At 34.2% G+C, this 20,077-nt stretch carries 21 protein-coding genes and 1 tRNA gene; 10 read left to right on the top strand and 12 right to left on the bottom strand.

What is annotated here, in order from left to right:
• Positions 1-113: 113 nt before the first annotated feature.
• A complete protein-coding gene (locus GKZ88_RS15575; protein WP_155103278.1) occupies positions 114-2,015 on the bottom strand; it encodes a S9 family peptidase in 1,902 nt (633 codons plus the stop codon).
• 296 nt (positions 2,016-2,311) lie between these two features.
• On the opposite strand from GKZ88_RS15575, the gene GKZ88_RS15570 reads away from it, so the two are divergent.
• The 3 genes from GKZ88_RS15570 to GKZ88_RS15560 are packed head-to-tail and all read left to right on the top strand — an operon-like array spanning position 2,312 to position 5,146.
• The gene (locus tag GKZ88_RS15570) at positions 2,312-3,424 is read left to right on the top strand and encodes an FAD-dependent oxidoreductase (RefSeq protein WP_155103276.1); all 1,113 of its coding nucleotides are present in this window, start codon (positions 2,312-2,314) and stop codon (positions 3,422-3,424) included.
• Positions 3,424-4,200 (top strand): monofunctional biosynthetic peptidoglycan transglycosylase, encoded by a 777-nt coding sequence (mtgA, locus tag GKZ88_RS15565; RefSeq protein WP_155103274.1) that lies wholly within the window; start codon positions 3,424-3,426, stop codon positions 4,198-4,200. Before GKZ88_RS15570 ends, mtgA begins: the two co-directional genes overlap by 1 nt.
• Positions 4,187-5,146, top strand: coding sequence for a lipid A deacylase LpxR family protein (locus tag GKZ88_RS15560; RefSeq protein ID WP_196216484.1), 960 nt, complete (start codon positions 4,187-4,189; stop codon positions 5,144-5,146). Before mtgA ends, GKZ88_RS15560 begins: the two co-directional genes overlap by 14 nt.
• Before the next feature lie 919 nt (positions 5,147-6,065).
• Here GKZ88_RS15560 and GKZ88_RS15555 read toward each other — a convergent pair.
• Positions 6,066-6,461, bottom strand: a complete 396-nt coding sequence (locus tag GKZ88_RS15555; protein ID WP_155103272.1) for a hypothetical protein — start codon at positions 6,459-6,461, stop codon at positions 6,066-6,068.
• Positions 6,462-6,618: 157 nt separating this feature from the next.
• Between GKZ88_RS15555 and GKZ88_RS22370 the strand changes: the two genes are divergently transcribed.
• On the top strand, positions 6,619-6,795 hold the full coding sequence (locus GKZ88_RS22370) for a hypothetical protein (RefSeq protein ID WP_196216483.1): 177 nt from the start codon (positions 6,619-6,621) through the stop codon (positions 6,793-6,795).
• A gap of 60 nt (positions 6,796-6,855) precedes the next feature.
• Here GKZ88_RS22370 and GKZ88_RS15550 read toward each other — a convergent pair.
• A tRNA-Ala gene (locus GKZ88_RS15550) sits at positions 6,856-6,929 on the bottom strand.
• 106 nt (positions 6,930-7,035) lie between these two features.
• Between GKZ88_RS15550 and GKZ88_RS15545 the strand changes: the two genes are divergently transcribed.
• The 4 genes from GKZ88_RS15545 to GKZ88_RS15535 all read left to right on the top strand — a co-directional run bounded on the left by GKZ88_RS15545 (position 7,036) and on the right by GKZ88_RS15535 (position 9,473).
• The gene (locus GKZ88_RS15545; RefSeq protein ID WP_155103270.1) at positions 7,036-7,800 is read left to right on the top strand and encodes an enoyl-CoA hydratase/isomerase family protein; all 765 of its coding nucleotides are present in this window, start codon (positions 7,036-7,038) and stop codon (positions 7,798-7,800) included.
• A 177-nt stretch (positions 7,801-7,977) separates the two neighbouring features.
• Positions 7,978-8,154 (top strand): hypothetical protein, encoded by a 177-nt coding sequence (locus GKZ88_RS22365; RefSeq protein ID WP_196216482.1) that lies wholly within the window; start codon positions 7,978-7,980, stop codon positions 8,152-8,154.
• A 33-nt stretch (positions 8,155-8,187) separates the two neighbouring features.
• The gene (locus tag GKZ88_RS15540) at positions 8,188-8,640 is read left to right on the top strand and encodes a 6-carboxytetrahydropterin synthase (RefSeq protein ID WP_035653234.1); all 453 of its coding nucleotides are present in this window, start codon (positions 8,188-8,190) and stop codon (positions 8,638-8,640) included.
• 89 nt (positions 8,641-8,729) lie between these two features.
• Positions 8,730-9,473 (top strand): UDP-2,3-diacylglucosamine diphosphatase, encoded by a 744-nt coding sequence (locus GKZ88_RS15535; protein WP_155103268.1) that lies wholly within the window; start codon positions 8,730-8,732, stop codon positions 9,471-9,473.
• A 36-nt stretch (positions 9,474-9,509) separates the two neighbouring features.
• On the opposite strand, the gene GKZ88_RS15530 is transcribed toward GKZ88_RS15535, so the two are convergent.
• From GKZ88_RS15530 to GKZ88_RS15490, 9 genes are all read right to left on the bottom strand, one after another.
• Positions 9,510-10,721, bottom strand: a complete 1,212-nt coding sequence (locus GKZ88_RS15530) for a cytochrome c3 family protein (RefSeq protein ID WP_155103266.1) — start codon at positions 10,719-10,721, stop codon at positions 9,510-9,512.
• Positions 10,722-10,804: 83 nt separating this feature from the next.
• Positions 10,805-11,161, bottom strand: a complete 357-nt coding sequence (locus GKZ88_RS15525) for a hypothetical protein (protein ID WP_155103265.1) — start codon at positions 11,159-11,161, stop codon at positions 10,805-10,807.
• Positions 11,162-11,327: 166 nt separating this feature from the next.
• The gene (locus GKZ88_RS15520; protein ID WP_155103264.1) at positions 11,328-12,242 is read right to left on the bottom strand and encodes an alpha/beta hydrolase; all 915 of its coding nucleotides are present in this window, start codon (positions 12,240-12,242) and stop codon (positions 11,328-11,330) included.
• The gene (locus tag GKZ88_RS15515; RefSeq protein WP_155103263.1) at positions 12,242-13,522 is read right to left on the bottom strand and encodes an MFS transporter; all 1,281 of its coding nucleotides are present in this window, start codon (positions 13,520-13,522) and stop codon (positions 12,242-12,244) included. The genes GKZ88_RS15520 and GKZ88_RS15515 overlap by 1 nt, the downstream gene beginning before the upstream one ends.
• Positions 13,512-15,212 carry a single-stranded-DNA-specific exonuclease RecJ gene (recJ, locus tag GKZ88_RS15510; protein ID WP_155103262.1) on the bottom strand — a complete coding sequence of 567 codons (1,701 nt, stop codon included), beginning with the start codon at positions 15,210-15,212 and terminating at the stop codon, positions 13,512-13,514. Before recJ ends, GKZ88_RS15515 begins: the two co-directional genes overlap by 11 nt.
• A 172-nt stretch (positions 15,213-15,384) precedes the next feature.
• The gene (locus tag GKZ88_RS15505; protein WP_155103261.1) at positions 15,385-15,729 is read right to left on the bottom strand and encodes a HopJ type III effector protein; all 345 of its coding nucleotides are present in this window, start codon (positions 15,727-15,729) and stop codon (positions 15,385-15,387) included.
• Positions 15,730-15,803: 74 nt separating this feature from the next.
• Positions 15,804-16,523, bottom strand: coding sequence for a 16S rRNA (cytidine(1402)-2'-O)-methyltransferase (gene rsmI, locus GKZ88_RS15500; RefSeq protein ID WP_155103260.1), 720 nt, complete (start codon positions 16,521-16,523; stop codon positions 15,804-15,806).
• A gap of 9 nt (positions 16,524-16,532) precedes the next feature.
• Entirely contained in the window at positions 16,533-17,687 is a 1,155-nt protein-coding gene (locus GKZ88_RS15495) for a hypothetical protein (protein WP_155103259.1), read from the bottom strand.
• A 53-nt stretch (positions 17,688-17,740) separates the two neighbouring features.
• Positions 17,741-18,760 (bottom strand): hypothetical protein, encoded by a 1,020-nt coding sequence (locus tag GKZ88_RS15490; RefSeq protein ID WP_155103258.1) that lies wholly within the window; start codon positions 18,758-18,760, stop codon positions 17,741-17,743.
• 238 nt (positions 18,761-18,998) lie between these two features.
• Here GKZ88_RS15490 and GKZ88_RS15485 point away from each other — a divergent pair, with 238 nt between their 5' ends.
• Both GKZ88_RS15485 and GKZ88_RS15480 read left to right on the top strand, forming a co-directional pair.
• Positions 18,999-19,589 carry a thymidine kinase gene (locus GKZ88_RS15485; RefSeq protein WP_155103404.1) on the top strand — a complete coding sequence of 197 codons (591 nt, stop codon included), beginning with the start codon at positions 18,999-19,001 and terminating at the stop codon, positions 19,587-19,589.
• A gap of 31 nt (positions 19,590-19,620) precedes the next feature.
• Positions 19,621-20,058 carry a hypothetical protein gene (locus tag GKZ88_RS15480; protein ID WP_155103257.1) on the top strand — a complete coding sequence of 146 codons (438 nt, stop codon included), beginning with the start codon at positions 19,621-19,623 and terminating at the stop codon, positions 20,056-20,058.
• Positions 20,059-20,077 lie beyond the last annotated feature (19 nt).

Below are 20,077 nucleotides of genomic sequence, written 5' to 3'. Positions count from 1 at the left end.
TTTTAAAAAGAGAAATTACGCCTAAAGTGTTATATAATTCAAAGGTTTGTAAAACAAAACTGCCACAGATTATATAAAGATCTGTGGCAGTTAAATGCTTATGAAAACTTATGTTATAATGTTTCGCTCAGCCATTTGAAAAATTCACCTTGCCAAACCTGTGCATTTTGCGGATGCAATACCCAGTGGTTTTCATCAGGGAAATAAACAAATCGGCTTTTTAATCCTCTTAATTGTGCTGCTTGAAAAGCTTCCTGACCTTGCCCAATTGGCACACGGAAATCTTTTCCTCCTTGGAAAATCAAAATTGGACGGTTCCAGTTTTGTACCAAAGTTGCTGGATTAAAAGTTGTATATGATTTTTGCGCTGCAGCGTTATCTTTTTCCCAATATGGTCCGCCAAAATCCCAGTTGTTGAAGAAAACTTCTTCAGTTGTGCCTAACATACTAACGGTATTGAAAACGCCATCGTGAGCAATAAAAGTTTTAAAACGGTTATTGTGAATTCCCGCTAAATAAAATACAGAATATCCTCCGTAGCTAGCGCCAACACAGCCTAAACGGCTTTTGTCAACATAGCTTTCTTTTGCAACATCATCAATTGCAGAAAGGTAATCGTCCATAACTTGTCCGCCCCAGTCTTTACTGATTTTTTCATTCCATTCAACGCCATGTCCCGGCATTCCGCGACGGTTTGGTGCCACTACTACATAACCTTTCGCAGCCATAAGAGAGAAATTCCAACGGAAAGAATACGATTGTGTCAATGCACTTTGTGGTCCGCCTTGGCAGAATAATAAAGTTGGGTATTTTTTTGAAGCATCAAAATTAGGAGGCAAAATTACCCAAACCAGCATTTTTTTGTCGTCTGTTGTTGTAACGTAGCGTTTCTCCGTTTTGCTTAATGTTAATGTTTTGTAAGTATCTGTGTTTACATTTGAAATTTGTTTCCAAGTATTTTTCTTCAAATTATAAGAAAAAATTTCAGCTGCATGATTCATGTCAGTTCTTGTAACAATGATATCATCGCCCACAAAACCTACTAAATCAGCTACATCAAAATCTCCGTTTGTGATCTGGCGAACATTAATTGCCATTTTAGTCAAACCTGGAAAATTTACCGTAAAAAGTTGTTTTGTTCCGTCAACTGGAGCAACAAAAAACACATTTTTGCCATCTTTACTCCAGATAAAATGATCTACAGTTCCGTCCCAGTTTGCCGTTAAATTAGTTTTGATTCCTTTAAATTCAACAATAATGTCGTTTTTATCAGCTTCATAACCGTCACGTTTCATTTGCAGCCAAGTTAAATTTCCTGTTGGAGAAAATTGCGGCGCTGTATCATAACCAAGATTATCTTCGGTTCTGTTGATTGTTTTTTGAGTCTCTAAATTGTACTCATAAATATTTGTGTTGGTAGAAATGGCATAGTCAGTTCCTGCTTTTTTCTTGCATACGTACAAAATGCTTTTTCCGTCTGGCGACCAAATATAATCTTCGTCACCTCCAAAAGGTTTTTGAGGAGAATCAAAATTTTCACCTTTTAAAATGTCGATTCCTTTTGCCCCGTCTTTGTTTTCTTTATAAAAAACGTGGTTGAATTTTCCCTCGTTCCAAGTGTCCCAATGACGGTAATCTAAACCGTTATAAATTTGAGCATCAGATTTAGTAAGATTTGGATAAAAATCTTTTCCTAAAACTTTGTCAAGTTTTACTTCTTCATTATAAACTAAAAATTTTCCGTCTGGCGAAACATTTTTGTCTTTTAAAATCTCTTTTGTGTCTTTGATTTCAGTTGCTGTTCCGCCATTTACAGGAATGATGTACAGTTTAGAATTCGATTTGTTTTCTTCTACAGAAGGTGTTGAAACCTTGAAAACAACATTTTTTTCATCTTTCGAAAGTCCGAGTGGAGTTACTCTTCCTAATTTCCATAACAATTCCGGTGACATCACATTCTGTCCGATAGCGTTTAAACTCATCATTATTAAGGTTGTTACTACTACTTTTTTCATAATAAATATTCTAATTTTTGTGGAGCTAAAAATACAACATTTAAAATCCAAAATTGTTAAAATTCCAATAGAGCAAAAATTCCAAATTCCAATTTAATGTTAAAGTTTCCAAGTCAAAGGAAATTCCAAATTCCAAAGCTGATCAATAAGTTTTCTATGATGAATTCATGAATTTGCGGCAAATAAAAATTTAAAGGTAAAGCTTGGAATTTGGAATTTAAAAAAATTGTAATTTAACCCAAGTTTGGAATTTGGAATTTTTAAGATTGGAATTTATTTTTTAGCATAAAAAATTTATGGAATTAAGTTATTGGGAAATAAAAAACTGGTTCACAAATGTAGATTATACCATTGTCGGCAGTGGTATAGTGGGTCTTCATGCGGCTTTGCGCCTGCGCGAAAGATTTCCTGCGGCTAAAATTTTAGTTTTGGAACGCGGAATGCTGCCACAAGGCGCGAGTACGAAAAATGCAGGTTTTGCCTGTTTTGGAAGTCTTTCTGAAATTATGGACGATTTAAAAACGCATTCAGAAGATGATGTTGTAGCGCTTATCGAAAAACGCTGGAAGGGTTTGCAATTGCTTAGAAAAAGGCTCGGAGATTCGGCAATTGATTTTAAGCCTCACGGCGGTTATGAATTATTTCTGAAAGAAGATGAACTCGGATTCAGTGAATGTATTTCGAAAATTCCATTTATAAATGAAGTTTTAAAACCGCTTTTTAAAGCCGATGTCTTTTCAAAAGAAGTAGATCGTTTTGGCTTTGAAAACATTCAGGAATATTTGATTTTTAATCCGTTTGAAGCACAAATCGATACTGGGAATATGATGCAGGAATTGTTGAAGCAAGCAATTTCGGCAGATATTTTAATTTTAAATCAGCAGACGGTAACTTCTTATTCAGATTCAGGAAATGATGTTGAAGTTGTTTTAAATGATTTTAGTTTTAAAACCAAAAAACTGCTTTTTGCGACAAATGGTTTTGCGGGATCATTGACAAATGGCGCTGTAAAACCGGCAAGAGCACAGGTTTTGATTACCGAACCCATTCACAATTTAGATATAAAAGGAACGTTTCATTTAGATAAAGGGTATTATTATTTCAGAAATATTGGTGACCGAATTTTACTTGGCGGTGGCCGAAATCTTGATTTTGAGGGAGAAACCACAACTGAATTTGGACAGACGAAAATTATTCAAAATAAATTGGAAGATTTGCTGAAAAATGTAATTTTACCAAATCAGGATTTCCAGATTGCGCATCGTTGGAGCGGCATCATGGGAGTTGGAAACAGTAAGAATCCTGTTGTGACGCAGCTTTCTGAAAATGTGTGCTGTGGCGTGCGTTTAGGCGGAATGGGCGTGGCGATAGGAAGTTTAATAGGAACAGAATTAGCAGATTTAATATAATGGGAGTAACCAGAAAACCAATACAAAAAAAAACAGCAGCAGGCAAAGCTAAGCCGACAGCAAAAAAGAAAACAAACAGAACCTTTGGCGAAAAAGTTAAATGGTTTTTTATTAAGGCAATATTGTGGTTTTTTGGATTGTCAATTGGCTCCGTTGTCTTTTTTAAATTTGTGCCCGTACCTTTTACACCTTTGATGATTATTCGTGCCATTGAAAACAAGATGGCAGGAAAAGAAGTTTATTTTGATCATGACTGGGAACCAATTGATAAAATTTCGATGAATCTTCAAAAAGCCGTAATCGCCAGCGAAGACGGAACTTTTTTATCACATAATGGCTTTGATTTTAAAGCACTTCAAAAAGCATATAAAAGCAACGAGCGCGGCCGCCGAATTCGAGGCGGAAGTACCATTTCACAGCAGACAGCTAAAAATGTTTTTTTATGGCAAGGAAAAAGTTACCTGCGTAAAGGTCTTGAAGCCTATTTTACCATTTTAATTGAAGTAATTTGGGGCAAAGAAAGAATCATGGAGGTTTATTTGAACAGTATCGAAATGGGCGACGGTGTTTATGGCGCTTACGCTGCAACCGAACATTGGTACAGACGCGATGCTTCAAGCTTGACGCCAATGCAGGCCGCAGGAATAGCTGCCATTCTTCCAAATCCTAGAAAATTTAAAGCTACAGGTTCGTCTAGTTATATCAATAGAAGAAAAGAAAGAATTGTTCGCGAGATGCGTTACATTGGGAAAAAAGTAAATTATGATGGGAAATAAAAACGCCCTTTTTGCAATTTTTCTGCTGGCATCAACTTTGATTTTCGGACAGGGAAATACAAAAGAATTTGGATTTATTTCTGATAATGATTTGTACACATCGTCTAAAAACGATATGTATTATACTAATGGTTTAGAACTTTTTTACCGTTATTTATCAAAGAACGAAAACGAAAAAATCAATAAAAAAATAACCGAATTTCGACTCGGGCAATATATTTACAATCCGAGGTTTATTAATGAAACAGCTGTCGATATTAATGACCGTCCGTTTACGGGTTATCTTTTTGCTGAGGCCGGACGCAGTTTTTTTTATCAAAGCGAATCGGTTTTAAAAACTGATTTTCAATTGGGTTATATGGGACCAAATGCTTTTGGCCGTGAAACTCAGGAAAGTTTTCATCATCTTATCGGTTACAAAAAAGTATTTGGATGGGAAAATCAGCTTCATAATGCTCTTGCTGTGCAGGCACATGTTATGTATTCTAAGAAATTGTTTCCGAGCAAACACAATGATTTTATAGATCTTCATTTTCAATCGGAAGCTAACTTGGGAACTATTTTTAGCGGAGTTTCTACAGGATTTCTAACCCGAATAGGATTCAAAAAACTGCTTCCTATTTACGATTCCAATTTGCATGACGCTTCGGTAAGTGCAGCACCGCAGTATGAAATCCGCGAATTCTATTTTTACGCGATGCCGAGTATCAATTATCAGTTTTATGATGCTACGATTGAGGGAAGCATGTTCAGTGACACAAGCCCGATAACTTTTGATTTAGAACCGCTTCGCTTCAACGCTGAATTTGGTTTGAAATACCGCCACAACAAATTCAATATTTCATACTCTTTTTTATACCGTGGCCGAGAATTGAAAGATCCTGGAATTGATACTAATTCAGGGTATTTTTATGGAAGTATCAGGATGGGGTTTTTATTGAAGTAGATTTTTTAATAAAAAAAAGCCATAACAAAAGTTATAGCTCTTTTTGGTATTTATCTATAATATGAATTTTATATCTTAATAATTTCAGGGTACTAATTCAGAAATATTTAAAAATGATACTTAATTCAAAAACAGATACTTGTTGTTTTCTTAAAGATTTGAGTGTGCTTCAGTCTTCTTTAGATTCCTATTGTACTCAAATTTTGTGCAAAAGTACAAACAACATGTTGATTAATTCTCAATTTAAGGTTAAATTTTTGGTTTTTATTTAAAATAGCACTCTGATACAGTGGTAAAATTGCTTAATAGTTAATTTAGTGCGAAAAAACTTTTGAATTAATGCGTTCAAATTGTTTTTTGCAAAAAATAAAAAGATTTTTACTTATTTTAAATAACAGGTATTTTTGTGGTTCTATTAGATGGGATTTTTGATTAAGTAAAATTGTATATTAGGAAATGAGTCGATTCATATATAAGATATTGTCCTTAATTTTTGCACTTTTTTTTATTTATTGCATGATACAGTTTATCAGTACCAATGCTTTTGAAATTAGAGCTTTCAGAGGATATGCCGATGTAAAACTTGTCGCTATTAGAATATTTATCCTTTTTGTAAGTTTACTTTGGGCATCAGTTTTTTTCTACATTGATAGGCTAAAAAATAAGTAATAATGCCGATAGCAAGGATTTGTAATACGTGTCTTTACAATAATTGTACAATTAAAAAAGGTCTAATAAAAACAAAAATGTCTAATCTAGCCCCGATGGAAACGGCATCCTTTTATGGCGGGGTTCGCCATAAAAGATATAGTGGACAGCGGGACAATACGTGTTTTGAAAATGAATAATTCTGCTTCTTAAAAAGAAAAAAGCCATATTTCAGTTAAGGAATACGGCTTTTAATGATTGATTTTTTGAATTATTGTTTTGTATAATTTCCAGATAAATACCCGTCTGATGTCATTTTATTATCAGCTGTTTTGGTGAAACTGAAAATAGTAGTACCGGCTGAAAATTTAAACTCTGCTACGTAGCTGTTGTCCGTTTTTGTTTCTTTGATACTATAAGTAATTTTGGCGTCTTTAAGGCTTTTTGCTTGATCTTTGAACGAAAGTCTGCTTCCACTCACTGTGCAAATTATATCATCATTTGTGAAGTTATAAGTTGTTGCACCTGTATCTTTCCAAGTTCCTATAATCCAAGCAGGCGGATTAAAACTGTCTCCCGTTGTATTTGCTTTTCCTGAATCATCATCGCTTGAAGAGGAGCATGCAGTTATGATTACAAGACTAAGTAATAAAATTAATTTTTTCATGGTTAGTATATTAAATGAAATGTGAAAGTGTAATTATTTTGAGAATATAATAACCACAATAAGGCAAACTTCTATCGTTATAAGATAAAGTAACACTTAACATTCTGATAATATGCAACATGTTTTAAATCGCTATATTTAGTTTAAAATTTAAATTATGGATGTTAATTGGAACATAATAGGAATTGTGGCAATCTTGGTTGTTGTTTTGGTTGTGTTGACGATCAGAAAAAATTTGAAGGAAAAGAAGAAATTGGAAAACTTGCTGAATAACGATTTTAAGAAAGCAGAAAAGAAGAGAGTTGATGCTGATGATTCGGCAGATGAGAAATAGTTAGAATTTCTAAAAAAACAAAACCCATGTAAAAAGAATTTACAAGGGTTTTTTATTTTGTGGAGAATATCGGATTCGAACCGATCACCTCTACGCTGCCAGCGTAGCGCTCTAGCCAAATGAGCTAATCCCCCAAAGCGTAAGCAAATAAAGTCAAATAATTTTCAAAAAACAAATTTCGGAGAGTTTCGGGAGTATTATTTTTCAAAAGCGTAACTTTACTTTTAAATCTGTTTTTTTATGAGTTTAGAAAATGCAAACGGAAGTTTAGAAACTTCTTTTCAAAATACTATTGCAACCGTTCAATTTGGTCATCCTGCGAGTAATTCTTTTCCGCGTCAATTGTTGGATCGTCTTACGGCCGAAATTAATTTGTTAAGCCGAAATGAAACTGTTTCGGTTATTATTTTAAAAAGTGAGGGAAACAGGGTTTTTTGTTCCGGAGCTTCATTTGATGAACTTTTACAGGTTGAAAATGAAGAGCAGGGAACGGAATTTTTCTCCGGTTTTGCTCATTTGATTAATGCCATGCGCAATTGCAATAAATTAATCATTGGGCGCGTTCAAGGAAAAGCTGTTGGTGGCGGTGTCGGAATTATTTCGGCCTGTGATTATGTTTTTGCAACGCCGGAAAGCACTGTAAAATTATCTGAATTAGCCATTGGAATTGGACCTTTTGTGATTGAACCGGCTGTTTCTCGTAAAATTGGGAAAAGAGCGATGACCGAAATGACTTTGGCGGCGCATGAATGGAAATCGGCTGAATGGGCGTTTCAAAACGGACTTTATGCATCACTTCACAATGCAGATGAACTGGATATTGAAGTAGAAAATTTTGCTCAGAAGTTAAGTTCGTATAATCCGGAAGCTTTGTTTGAAATGAAAAAAATCATTTGGGAAGGAACGGAGCAATGGGAATCGATTTTAATAGAGCGTGCTAAAATTACTGGAAAACTGGTTTTGTCTGATTTTAGCCGAAATGCTTTGCTTCAGTTTAAAAAATAAGAAATACTAATAATTTTAAACACATAGAAACATAGCTTTTGGAACCGCAAAAAAAGGCGTTTCACTTGCATTAACAAACATAGCAACTATCTGTTGTGTTAGAAACCTGTTTCTTTCAATTACCTTTTCAGAAGAAAAAAACCTATGTATCTATGTATTTAAATCAAATTTTCGAATATGTATATTATTTCATTACTGCAAAAAGTTGACGTTGCAGAGAAAATTAAGAATGCTCCAGACAGCGGTTATCAGATTGGTGTTGTGATTGGATCTTTTATTCCGTTCCTAATTTTAGGAGGAATTGCTTTGTGGATGTATAAGCGTGCTAAAAAAAGAGACGAAAACGGTTATTAATTTGTAAATTTGCAAGCTTAAAATTAAACATCGATGAGTAATATCAGAATTACAAAACAATTTAGTTTCGAAACCGGCCACGCTTTGTACGGTTACGACGGAAAATGCAAGAACGTTCACGGACACAGTTATAAATTGTCGGTAACCGTTATTGGTTCGCCAATTACGGATCGATCGAATGTGAAATTCGGAATGGTAATTGACTTTTCGGACCTAAAGAAAATTGTAAAAGAAGAAATCGTCGATCAGTTTGATCATGCAACTGTTTTTAATCAGACGACGCCGCATATCGAATTGGCAAACGAATTGAAAAACCGTGGACATCACGTAATTTTAGTCGATTATCAGCCAACAAGTGAAAATATGGTGGTTGATTTTGCTGAAAGAATTGTAGCAAGACTTCCAAAAGGAATTTCTCTTTTCTCCTTAAAACTTCAAGAAACTGAATCTTCTTTCGCGGAATGGTACGCAAGTGATAATTTGTAAAATTCCAATTTTTTAAGTTCCAAATTCCAAACTCTTCTGCTTCACTCGAAGAGACAAAAGTTTAAAAATCTAACAATCTAGAAACCTAAATGAAAAAAATATATTTTGCTTCAGATCAGCATTTTGGTGCGCCAACTCCTGAATTGAGTTTACCGCGCGAAAAGAAATTTGTGGCGTGGTTAGATGAGGTTAAAGAAGATGCTGAAGCTATTTTTTTGCTGGGTGATTTGTTTGATTTTTGGTTTGAATATAAAACGGTTGTTCCAAAAGGTTTTGTGCGCATTTTAGGCAAACTGGCGGAAATTCGTGACAGCGGGATTCCAATTTATTTTTTTGTTGGAAATCATGATCTTTGGATGAATGATTATTTTGAAACCGAATTGAATATTCCGGTTTATCACGATAATAAAGAATTTACTTTTAACGGAAAAACCTTTTTAATTGGCCACGGTGACGGAAAAGGTCCTGGGGACAAAGGTTATAAACGAATGAAAAAAGTATTTACAAATCCGTTTTCAAAATGGCTTTTCCGCTGGCTTCATCCAGATGTTGGTGTAAGTCTTGCACAATATTTATCGGTTAAGAACAAACTAATTTCTGGCGACGAAGATGTAAAATTTCTTGGTGAAGAAAACGAATGGCTGGTTTTATACGCCAAACGAAAACTCGAAACAAAACACTATAATTATTTCATTTTCGGACATCGTCATTTGCCAATGATTATTCCGGTTGGAGAAAATTCTAATTATGTGAATCTTGGTGACTGGATTGGTTATTTTACCTACGGCGTTTTTGACGGTGAAAATTTCGAACTTAAAAAATTCGAAAAGTAATTTAGAAAGTCGAAAGTCCAAAGGTGAAAGAATGGATTATTTTGAACTCGCTGGATAAATTCCAATTTTATGAGTTCTCAGGATATATTCTGAAAGCTGTTTACTGCTTGAAAGCTGAAATTTAATTGATCCTGATGCTTTTTTCGGCATATGACATTCCACACAATTAGAAGCTAATAATTTTTCAGGCATTAATTGCAGCGTTTTTTCATTGTGTTTTAAACCTTGATGACAGCTCATGCATATTTTTGAGTACGATGCCATGTTTTTAGACGCATTTTCATGCGGATTATGACACGTAATACAGTCCATTTTTTCGCTGTTGATAAAGCATTTACTTTGTGCTAGCAAACGAAACTGATTTCCATGAACATCAAATTTTGCTGTATCTGTAACGCTTCTGGTTGCTCTGTAATAATCAGTTAAATTATCTCCAGGTTTAAAATCAAAACGCGATTTCATTTTCATTCCGTCATTTCCAGCGTGACAAAGCGCGCAGGCATCCAGTCTTTGCTGTCTGCTTAAATTTTTAAAACTCGTAATGCTGTTGGCGACTTTTATATTTGGATTTTTTAAATGAAATTCAACATGTTTTTTTGCCGGACCGTGACATTTTTCGCAGTCAATTCCGTAAACAATTGTTTCCTTTTTGATGATATCTTCAACATCCATAGACATCATGTTTTTTTCTGCAGAATTTTGATTCACGCTTCGGCTGCTGGCATTTGAGGCGTGGCACGAATAACAGTCTTTTACTACCATTCGGTCAAAATAAGGTTTGTCAGCCGGGAAACCTGGACTTGTTGCCCAGTTATTTATGGCATTATAGTATGAAAGCGGGAGTTCGTAAGTATTGTTGTTTCGCCAGTAAACTGAAGTCTGGGCATGTTTAATTCCAAAAACAATATCAAAACTATGCGCCTCGACTTTTTTCCCGTTTTTATATAAAACCTGAAAAAGACTGTCACCGTGTTTTTCCATTACTAATTTGGTGTCTTTGTCATAAATAAAAGTGTGATCACCTTTATCAAATTCTCCCAAAACATTTCCTGAAATAGCCGGAGCAGTAGCTTTAAAATGAGAACTTTTTAAAGCCATATCATATTGTGTCTGATGGCATTGTATGCAGCTTTCAGAGCCCGCATAATCAGTGCCTCGCGGGTCAATATAATCGTCAGATGAATTTTTGCAGCTGGTAAAACAAACAGCCAAAAAGATTAGGGCAAAAAGAATGCGATATTTTTTCATTGCCGTAAATATACTTTTTTTTGAAGAAAATCAAAATATATTTCAATAATGAAAAAATGCTGTTAAAATATTTAGAATGTTTCTTAATTTAAGCCTGAGCCATAAACATATTCATCTAATTCAATTCGGAAAAGAGAACCTTCAACTAAATCCTTGATTGATTTTAATTCAGTCATAGAAACGGCTAAATCAATTGAAGAATATGGTGTTTTCAATAAAAATTTATGGCAGGAATATTTTAATTCGCAGGCTTCACAACAGGCGTTTTCAATAAGGCTGTCTTCAATCAAATCACAAAAGTGATTCATTTCTGCAATTGTAAAATAAAAGCCAGTTTCCTTAAAAACCAATTGTATTTTGTCAAGAATGGTTTGGTTATTTTGTTTCCAATAAAAAGCTATCCCAAAATTATTATGATATATCTGTTCTATTTCTCTCATCGTAAATCCTTTTATTCAGACAAATATAAATATTATTTATATTAATTCTAAATAAAAAAATCATAAAAAATGAAAAAACTTAAACCTTATTAGTGATATAATGTAATTTAATACAAGGGTAAGAGTGATTCAAAATATTTTTATATCACTGAGGTGATTTTTTAAATTATTTTAGCCATTTTTTTAAATGAATAAGAAACTCATTTTGTTGATCTACAAATAGATAATGCGAACAATTGTCAAGAAATGCAAAGTGATTTTCGCCGACTAAATTTTTAATTGAATTAATTTGTTCCGATGAAAAAATGCCGTCTTCTTTTCCGTAAATAGCAAAAATGGGAACCCCTGAAGCTTTAATTTCCTTTAAAAAAGGTCTGCTGTCGATGTTATTTTGCTTTTCATTTTGATAGAAAAGCAATGGTGCATTTTTGTTCCGAATATTGGTTTTGAAAAATTCGCTGGCTTCATAATCGGCATATAATTTTTTAGAAGCTGAAGTTGGATTCGGCATTTTAAAAAAGTCGTTTTCGCTTGCGAGATCAAAGCATCCTTTTCTGTATTCGGCAGCATTTTTATCCAGATTTTCTACTGTACTTATTTTCTTTAATTGCTCAGAATCGTTGCTGTATTTTTTCTTCAGCCTATTTAAAATATGATCATAAGTTTCTTGCTGAGAAAATAAAGCACCCGCCAAAACTAAAGCGCTGACATGCTGCGGATATTTATTTGTATAAAGTGTTGCGACCAATCCTCCAAAACTATGACTAAGCAAAACGGCTTTTTTTAAGTGGTATTTTGCATAGATAGCATTTAGATCCTGAAAAGCTTCTTCATAAGTAAACTTCGCATTAGGATCAGCAGATCTTCCTTCGCCTCTTCGATCATAAGCAATTACATAAAAACCTTGATCAGCGAGATTTTGAGCTGTTGTTGCTTCAAATAAAGTTGCGTTGCCGCTTGGACCGCCATGAATGAAAATTACTGGTTTGTTCTTTTCGTTTCCGTAGGTTTTGATATAAAGATTTTGTCCATTTACGAAAGTGGATGTAATCAAAAAAGCAATAAATAGTAGTTGTTTCATTACTCCTGATTATGATGCTCATCCATATCTTTTTTCAGATCTAAATTTCTAAAAGTAGGAGATATAAAACCAAAGCCTAAAACGGTCAAAAGGGTAATACTTCCTCCAAAAACAACAGATGTTACCGTTCCCATCAATTTTGCAGTTGCACCGCTTTCAAAAGCACCTAATTCATTAGATGATCCAACAAAAATCGAATTTACGGCACCAACGCGTCCACGCATATGATCGGGAGTTTTAAGCTGTAAAATCGTTTGGCGGATAACTACAGAAATTCCGTCCGCAAGTCCGCTCAAAAATAAAGCAAAAACAGAAAGCCAGAACGACGTAGAAAGACCAAATAAGATGATCGATAATCCAAAAACAAATATGGCCACTAACAGTTTCTTTCCAGCATTTTTATATAAAGGGACATAAGCAGAAACAAGCATTGTAATAAAAGATCCAACTGCAGGAGCAGCTCTTAATATTCCAAATCCTTCAGAACCGACTTTTAAGATGTCTTGAGCAAAAACGGGCAATAATGCTACTGCGCCTCCAAAAAGTACAGCAATCATGTCAAGCGATAAGGCGCCTAAAACAATTTGGTTTTTAAATACAAAAGTTAATCCTTCAGTAAGACTGTCTTTTATTGATTCTCCAATCTTCGGATTTATAATTGGTTTTGTACTGATTTGTGATAGAGCAATTAAAGAAAGAAGAGAAAATCCAAAAACCAAACACATTGACCAGTGAACCCCAATCCAGTTAATTGAGAATCCTGCCACCGCCGGTCCCATAACGGCTCCAATTTGCCAAACTGAACTACTCCAGGTAGAAGCATTTGGATATACTTTTTTAGGAATAATTAGTGATTGAAGAGAGAATGTTGTTGGACCTAAAAATGCTCTAACTAATCCGCCTAAAAAGACTAAAGCATAAATGGAATATAAAATAACAGTTTGAGATAAATCGCCAACAATTTTTGGCCAAGTCAATAAAAACAATCCAAAACTAATTACAGAAAATCCCAGAATACATTTTAGCAGTAATCCTTTCTTTTCGCTTTGATCGACAATATGTCCTGCAAATAATGCCATTCCCACGGCCGGAATAACTTCCATTAAACCTATAATTCCAAGTGAAAGCGGATTTTTAGTTAAACTGTAAACTTCCCATTCTATCACGATAAACTGCATTGCCCAGGCAAAAACCATGCAGAAGCGCAATACTAAATATACATTGAATTCTCTATAACGAAGTGCCTGATACGGATCTGGCTTGTTTGATTTATCTTTCATTTGTTCTGATGTCTTTCAGCATAAGCTGTGTTGAAATGTTTCCGTTCCATTCATTTTCAGCTATACAATAAGCGAGCTGAAATGTATTTTGATTTTTTGTAAGATCTATTTTTTTTCCGAGTCCAAAGCCAATTGCAGCTATTCCGTCTGAATTAATTTGTTTAGCAAATAGTCTCAAGTGTTCCTCTTCTGAACCTAAAGTTTTAGCATAACCAGTATCTTTTACATTCGAAGTCATGAAAACGGGCGTCATATTTTGCGGACCAAATGGTTCAAATTGTTTTAAAATCCGAATCAGTTTTGGGGTAATATCCGAAAAATTGATTTCTGCATCAATTTCGATTTCTGGAGTTCGCATTTCTGGTTGAATCGTTGCTGAAACCTGTTTTTCGAAAGCGTCTTTAAAAGTCTGATAATTTTCGGCTTTCAGCGTCATTCCGGCAGCGTACATATGTCCTCCAAATTGTTCCAAATGTGCTGCGCAGGCATCGAGTGCGTTATACACATCAAAGCCTTTTACAGATCGGGCAGAAGCAGCATATTTGTCACCGCTTTTAGTAAAAACCAAAGTTGGGCGATAATAGGTTTCAATTAATCTTGAAGCCACAATTCCAATAACGCCTTTGTGCCAGTCTTCCTGAAAAACAACGGTTGAAAAGCGTTCAACTTCGTTATTATCTAAAATTTGCTGAAAGGCTTCTTTTGTAATTTTTTTATCTAAATCTTTTCTGTCGGCATTATATTGTTCGATTTCTGAAGCAAATTGCTGCGCTTGCTCAAAATCAAATTCGGTCAGCAATTCAACAGCGTGATTTCCGTGTTTGATTCTTCCTGCAGCATTAATTCGGGGCGAAATGATAAAAACAACATCGGTAATGTCTAAAACTTTCTTTTTTACTTGATGAACAAGTGCTTTGATTCCAGGTCTTGGTTCGCTATTGATTACCTGTAATCCGAAATAGGCCAAAACTCGATTTTCTCCTGTTATCGGAACAATATCAGCGGCAATTGCTGTTGCAACTAAATCCAAATACGGAATTAAATCTTCTATGGTTTCATCTCGATTTTGACCTAAAGCCTGAATCAATTTAAAACCAACACCGCAGCCGCATAATTCATCGTAAGGATAAGAGCAGTCATCTCTTTTTGGATCAAGAATCGCAACCGCATCTGGAAGAAATTCTCCTGGACGGTGGTGATCGCAAATGATGAAATCGATATTTTTTGCTTTCGCGTAAGCAATATGATCAATTGATTTTATGCCGCAATCGAGCGCAATAATTAATGAAAATCCGTTATCGTCGGCAAAGTCAATTCCTTTGAAAGAAATTCCGTAACCTTCATCATAGCGATCTGGAATGTAAGTTGCGATATTGGGATAATGTGATTTTAAATAGGAAGAAACCAAAGAAACTGCTGTTGTTCCGTCAACATCGTAATCGCCAAAAACCAGAATATTTTCCTGATTTTCGATTGCTGATTCGATTCGGGAAACCGCTTTATCCATATCTTTCATTAAATATGGATCATGAAGATGTTCTAAAGAAGGACGAAAGAAATTCTTAGCGTCTTCAAAAGTTTCAATGCCACGCTGAATTAAAAGGGTTGCTACAAAATCTTCTACATTTAAGGCTTGCGCCAAATGTTTGATTTTATCTTCAGAAGGTTTTGTTTTTATTGTCCAACGCATGGGTTGATTTTGGATTTTAGATTTTGGATTTTAGATTGTTGATTTCTAAAATCGTTTAATCAGTAACGTAAATAATTATTTGTTGTTTGTCAAATCGAGCGGAGTCGAGATTCTTAGTATTGTGAAAGGGCTTCGACTACGCTCAGCCTGACAAACGAATAATTTTATTGTTTTATTTTAATTCGAGAGCATTTCCTTCAAACTTAATTCCGCCCCAGCCTAAGTTGATGAAATTTCTAATATTCTGGTGATTTGTTCCGTTTGGATCTCCTAAAACTTCTTCAAAATAAAAAGCGCCAAAACAAGCTAAAGTTTCTTCTTTACTTAGGTTTTGCAATTTTGCGAAAGAAAATAATTTACAAGAACCAGAATTTTCTCCGGCAGCGTTATGCTGTGTTCCGTTTTGAAAAGCAGTTGGTGTAAAATTGTAGTTTTCCTCGATTACGGCAATAGTTTCAGGAAATGTGATTTGAGTTGGAGTTTGTTTTACTTTTTGTAAAAAGGCTTGAATGCTCATGATTATGGTTTGATTTTTTTTGCCACAGATTTCACAGATTTAAAAGGATTTTAATCTGTGGCCGAAATAATTATTTATTCTTCTTCGCCCTTAGAATACTTACTTTTCTTAGCTTCTTTTTCTATGGTTTTTCCGGCAACGACAACGACAATTTCGCCACGAGGTGCTGTTTTTTCAAAATGTACTAGAACTTCTTTTGCGGTTCCGCGTACATTTTCTTCGTGTAATTTTGATAATTCTCTTGAAACGCAAACTTGTCGATCTTCTCCAAAATACTGAATAAACTCAGATAATGTTTTAACGAGTTTATGTGGAGAAACGTATAAAATCATCGTTCTGGTTTCTTCGGCTAAAGCCAAAAAACGTGTTTGGCGTCCTTTTTTATCAGGCAGAAAACCTTCAAAAATAAATTTATCATTTGGCAAGCCACTGTTGACTAAAGCGGGAACAAAAGCTGTTGCGCCTGGCAGGCATTCCACTTCGATTTTATTTTCGACACAGGCACGTGTCAATAAAAATCCCGGATCTGAAATCGCCGGAGTTCCAGCGTCTGAAATTAAAGCGATAGTTTCGCCAGCTTTCAAACGTGCAATTAAATTTTCGGTGGTTTTATGCTCGTTGTGCATGTGATGGCTGTGCATGTGCGTGCCAATTTCAAAATGCTTCAAGAGTTTTCCGCTTGTTCTAGTATCTTCAGCCAAAATCAAATCGACTTCTTTTAGAATCCGAATAGCACGAAAAGTCATGTCTTCAAGATTGCCGATCGGCGTTGGAACGATATATAATTTTGACATATTTTGTAATTAAAAACAGTTTGTGGTAATAGTACAATTATAACCCAATGTATTGATTTCAGTTTGAATTCTTGAAACTTCAGCAGGACTACAACAAATTGAGCTCAAATTAGGATTAAAGTTAAGCGAGTATCTTGCGTATGGATCATTACTTCTAACAACTAACGATTGCAAATTATTTGAATAGCAATCTAAGTAAGACAATAAAGGGCTGTCGCGTGCATCAAGCGTCTTTAGCTGATTGAATGAACAATTGATGTTATACAATTTTTTAAATCCTTTTAGACTTAAAGATGTTAATTTATTTCCGCTACAATCAATAAAATCCAAGTTAGTACAATTGTCGATTAATAGTTCTGTCATTAGGTTATGATCAGAATGCAACTGACTTAAATTTGTGCAATTTGAAGCGTTTATTTTAGTTATTTTATTTGAGTCACATTGTAATGTGTTTAATTTAGTCAAACCGCTAACGTCTAAAGAAGTCAGTTCATTATCTATGATGTCTAAATATTCTAAATCAGATAAATGTTTTACAGATATCGAAGAAATTAAATTATAATTTGCTCTCATATATCTAATTTTATTAGAATTTTCAATATTTAAGTCTGTAATTTTATTCGATACAAATTCAACAATTTCCAAACTTGGCAATGATTTTAAATTCAGTGATGTTAGTTGATTGTCAGAACATAAAAATCTTTTTAGTTTGCTTAATCCCTGAACGTTTAATTGTGTGATATTGTTAAATTGACAAAATACTTCTTCAAGCTTTTTAAAAATTGAAATATCAAACGTTGTGATTTTATTGTTGTTGACATATAGCCCTTTCAAGTTTCTAAATGCCTGTAATCCTTCTAAATTTGTAATGTTGGCATAATCCAGTTTAAGAATGCTCACATTTTCGGCTTCACAAACTTGTATTATTCCATCATTATTTGCATCTATTTTAAATTGATAACCTTCTAAATTTGTAGCTATTGAATTAATGTCATCTGTAGCCGTTAGCAATTTTGCTTTAAAATTTGCATCGGGTATAATAACAATCTTACTACAATCTTTATCTGTGAGTATGTTTTTTGAATCATCGTCTGAATTCGAACAACTGGTAACAATTAAACTTAGAAAAAATAAGGTGTTGAAAATTATAGATTTAAGGCTCATTTGTTTATTGAAAGAAATTTTAAATTTTAGTTTTTATTTTCTGTTTAAGGTTTTTATGAGAACTTCTTCTCAATAATTCCAAGAAAACGTTCTGCATAATCGTCTTTTCCTTCCCAATTATTATAATCTGGTTTTACCATGTTTTCGATAAATTCCTTTGCTTCACTATAAGTATCAAAAGTCAGTAATTGATTTAAAACACGACTGTAATCTTCAGTGCTGTTTCCAAAAAGATTTTTAGTGAAAGCGATTCTGTCGTTCAAATCAACGTGGAAACCTTTTGCTAGTTTTTCGTTTAAAGTAACTGCTTTTGGTTCAGATGGAGTTTCTAAAACGGCAGTCTCCACTTTTTTCTCAAATTCAAATGTTGGAGTTGGAGAAACGGCTTCAAAACTGTCTACTTTTACAAATTGTGCATCGGCGTAATTGATTCCGAAATCTTCAAATGCAATTGGAACAGGATTTGATTTTGATGAGCTTTCAATTTTTGATTCTTCTTTTTCTGCTGGCTTTTCCAATTCAAAAGCGGGTTTAAAATCCGGAATTGGTTTTGATTCGTTTATTGTTGTAAACGAAAGATCCTTAGTTGCTTCGATTGTTTTTTTAGCTTCAGAAACAGCTTCTTTGATTTTTTCAATAATTGGATCTTTAACAATTTCAGCAGGTTCAGTTTCTTTGACCGCTTCAGGTTCTTCCACTTTTTCAATAATAGGTTCCTCAACGGATTCCTGAACTTCTTCTTCAATTGGTTCCGGTGTTGTCTCTTCTGGAATTTCAGCGATTATTTCTTCAACAATTGCTGGTTCTGGAGTTTCTTCAATTGGAGTTTCAGCTTTAACTTCAGTCGGAATTACTTCTTCTTTTTCAAAAATAGTTTCGATTTCAGAAGTGATTTCGCTGTGGCTGATGGTTGGTTTTGCATCGGAGAAATTTTCTTCTACAAATTTTAAAACCGCCAGTTTCTCATATAATTTCTGCGTTTCAAGATACAATTGATTGATATCGGATTTATTTTTAAGTTTTAAAATTCGATGTGCAATGCTGATTAAATCGGCTTCCAATTTTTTTTTCATAGCTGTTGAAATTATAGTGAATAGGGGTATTTTAATATATTTTGTAATTGAATGTCTTTTGTACGGGAGGAAATCAACGCGATATCTTTATTATTTCTGTTAATAAGCATTTACCAATCTCCGATTTGATAAAAATTTTCTACTTTTGAAAAAACGTAAAACAGCGATTTTTTGCGTCAATTTATTACCAGTACAAAGTAATAAAAACTATTCATTTTTAAAGGTAGAAAAATACAAAATGTTTCTCGAAAATACAGTAAATCACAAAGAACAATTTGGTTGGATTGAAGTTATTTGTGGATCAATGTTTTCGGGTAAAACCGAGGAGTTAATCCGCAGATTAAAACGCGCCCAATTTGCCAAACAAAGAGTCGAAATCTTCAAACCCGCTATTGATACCCGCTATCATGACGAAATGGTGGTATCTCACGATGCCAACGAAATTCGTTCAACGCCAGTTCCAGCCGCTGCGAATATTGCTATTCTGGCACAAGGCTGTGATGTAATTGGAATCGATGAAGCTCAGTTTTTTGATGATGAAATTATTACGGTTTGTAATGATCTTGCTAATCAAGGAATTCGTGTAATTGTTGCCGGATTGGATATGGATTTTAAAGGAAATCCTTTCGGGCCAATGCCAGGACTTATGGCAACGGCGGAATATGTTACGAAAGTTCATGCTGTTTGCACAAGAACCGGAAATTTGGCCAATTACAGTTTCCGTAAAACGGATAACGACAAATTGGTAATGTTGGGTGAAACCGAGGAATATGAACCGCTTAGCCGTGCGGCGTATTACAATGCAATGAAGAAAATTCAAGAAAAATAAAATTCAAATTTTATTTAAAGATTTATATAGTATGAAAGAAACACAAAGCCGTAAAAAACAAAATATATTATTATTAACTGTTATTGGAATTGCGGTTGTTTTGGCTGTTTTTTTTCAATTTTATCTTTCCGAAAATAAACATGAAGTAAAAACTGAAATTGTTGAATTAGTTGGGAAATACAATAAAAATTGTCCGCTGGCGATTCAGGATGGCATTCGTTTAGACAGTGTAACTCTGCAAAAAGAACAAGTTGTTCAATATAATTTGACTTTGCTCAATGTTGAAAAAACAACGGCAGATGTAAACTTAATTAAGGATGAAATCGAAAAAAGCCTTTTAAGCACAGCTAAAGCAAATCCGGGTCTTCAAGTTTTTAGAGATAATGATTATACTTTGATTTATAGTTATAGCGACAAAAAGAAGGTGTTTTTGTTTACCGTGAAAATATTGCCGGATCAATATAAATAATTGAAACGTTTACGTTGCT

Source organism: Flavobacterium sp. LC2016-01 (assembly GCF_009711135.1).
Lineage (GTDB): Bacteria > Bacteroidota > Bacteroidia > Flavobacteriales > Flavobacteriaceae > Flavobacterium.
This window is presented reverse-complemented; position numbering and strand designations above follow the sequence as displayed.

Coding starts and splice junctions, on each gene's coding strand:
- GKZ88_RS15520 (WP_155103264.1), bottom strand. CDS start 12,242: ATGAAACAACTACTATTTATTGCTTTTTTGATTACATCCACTTTCGTA.
- GKZ88_RS15515 (WP_155103263.1), bottom strand. CDS start 13,522: ATGAAAGATAAATCAAACAAGCCAGATCCGTATCAGGCACTTCGTTAT.
- rsmI (WP_155103260.1), bottom strand. CDS start 16,523: ATGTCAAAATTATATATCGTTCCAACGCCGATCGGCAATCTTGAAGAC.
- GKZ88_RS15540 (WP_035653234.1), top strand. CDS start 8,188: ATGAGTAATATCAGAATTACAAAACAATTTAGTTTCGAAACCGGCCAC.
- GKZ88_RS15545 (WP_155103270.1), top strand. CDS start 7,036: ATGAGTTTAGAAAATGCAAACGGAAGTTTAGAAACTTCTTTTCAAAAT.
- GKZ88_RS15535 (WP_155103268.1), top strand. CDS start 8,730: ATGAAAAAAATATATTTTGCTTCAGATCAGCATTTTGGTGCGCCAACT.
- GKZ88_RS15505 (WP_155103261.1), bottom strand. CDS start 15,729: ATGAGCATTCAAGCCTTTTTACAAAAAGTAAAACAAACTCCAACTCAA.
- GKZ88_RS15555 (WP_155103272.1), bottom strand. CDS start 6,461: ATGAAAAAATTAATTTTATTACTTAGTCTTGTAATCATAACTGCATGC.
- GKZ88_RS15485 (WP_155103404.1), top strand. CDS start 18,999: ATGTTTCTCGAAAATACAGTAAATCACAAAGAACAATTTGGTTGGATT.
- GKZ88_RS15570 (WP_155103276.1), top strand. CDS start 2,312: ATGGAATTAAGTTATTGGGAAATAAAAAACTGGTTCACAAATGTAGAT.
- recJ (WP_155103262.1), bottom strand. CDS start 15,212: ATGCGTTGGACAATAAAAACAAAACCTTCTGAAGATAAAATCAAACAT.
- GKZ88_RS22365 (WP_196216482.1), top strand. CDS start 7,978: ATGTATATTATTTCATTACTGCAAAAAGTTGACGTTGCAGAGAAAATT.
- GKZ88_RS15480 (WP_155103257.1), top strand. CDS start 19,621: ATGAAAGAAACACAAAGCCGTAAAAAACAAAATATATTATTATTAACT.
- GKZ88_RS22370 (WP_196216483.1), top strand. CDS start 6,619: ATGGATGTTAATTGGAACATAATAGGAATTGTGGCAATCTTGGTTGTT.
- GKZ88_RS15560 (WP_196216484.1), top strand. CDS start 4,187: ATGATGGGAAATAAAAACGCCCTTTTTGCAATTTTTCTGCTGGCATCA.
- GKZ88_RS15530 (WP_155103266.1), bottom strand. CDS start 10,721: ATGAAAAAATATCGCATTCTTTTTGCCCTAATCTTTTTGGCTGTTTGT.
- GKZ88_RS15525 (WP_155103265.1), bottom strand. CDS start 11,161: ATGAGAGAAATAGAACAGATATATCATAATAATTTTGGGATAGCTTTT.
- GKZ88_RS15575 (WP_155103278.1), bottom strand. CDS start 2,015: ATGAAAAAAGTAGTAGTAACAACCTTAATAATGATGAGTTTAAACGCT.
- GKZ88_RS15495 (WP_155103259.1), bottom strand. CDS start 17,687: ATGAGCCTTAAATCTATAATTTTCAACACCTTATTTTTTCTAAGTTTA.
- GKZ88_RS15490 (WP_155103258.1), bottom strand. CDS start 18,760: ATGAAAAAAAAATTGGAAGCCGATTTAATCAGCATTGCACATCGAATT.
- mtgA (WP_155103274.1), top strand. CDS start 3,424: ATGGGAGTAACCAGAAAACCAATACAAAAAAAAACAGCAGCAGGCAAA.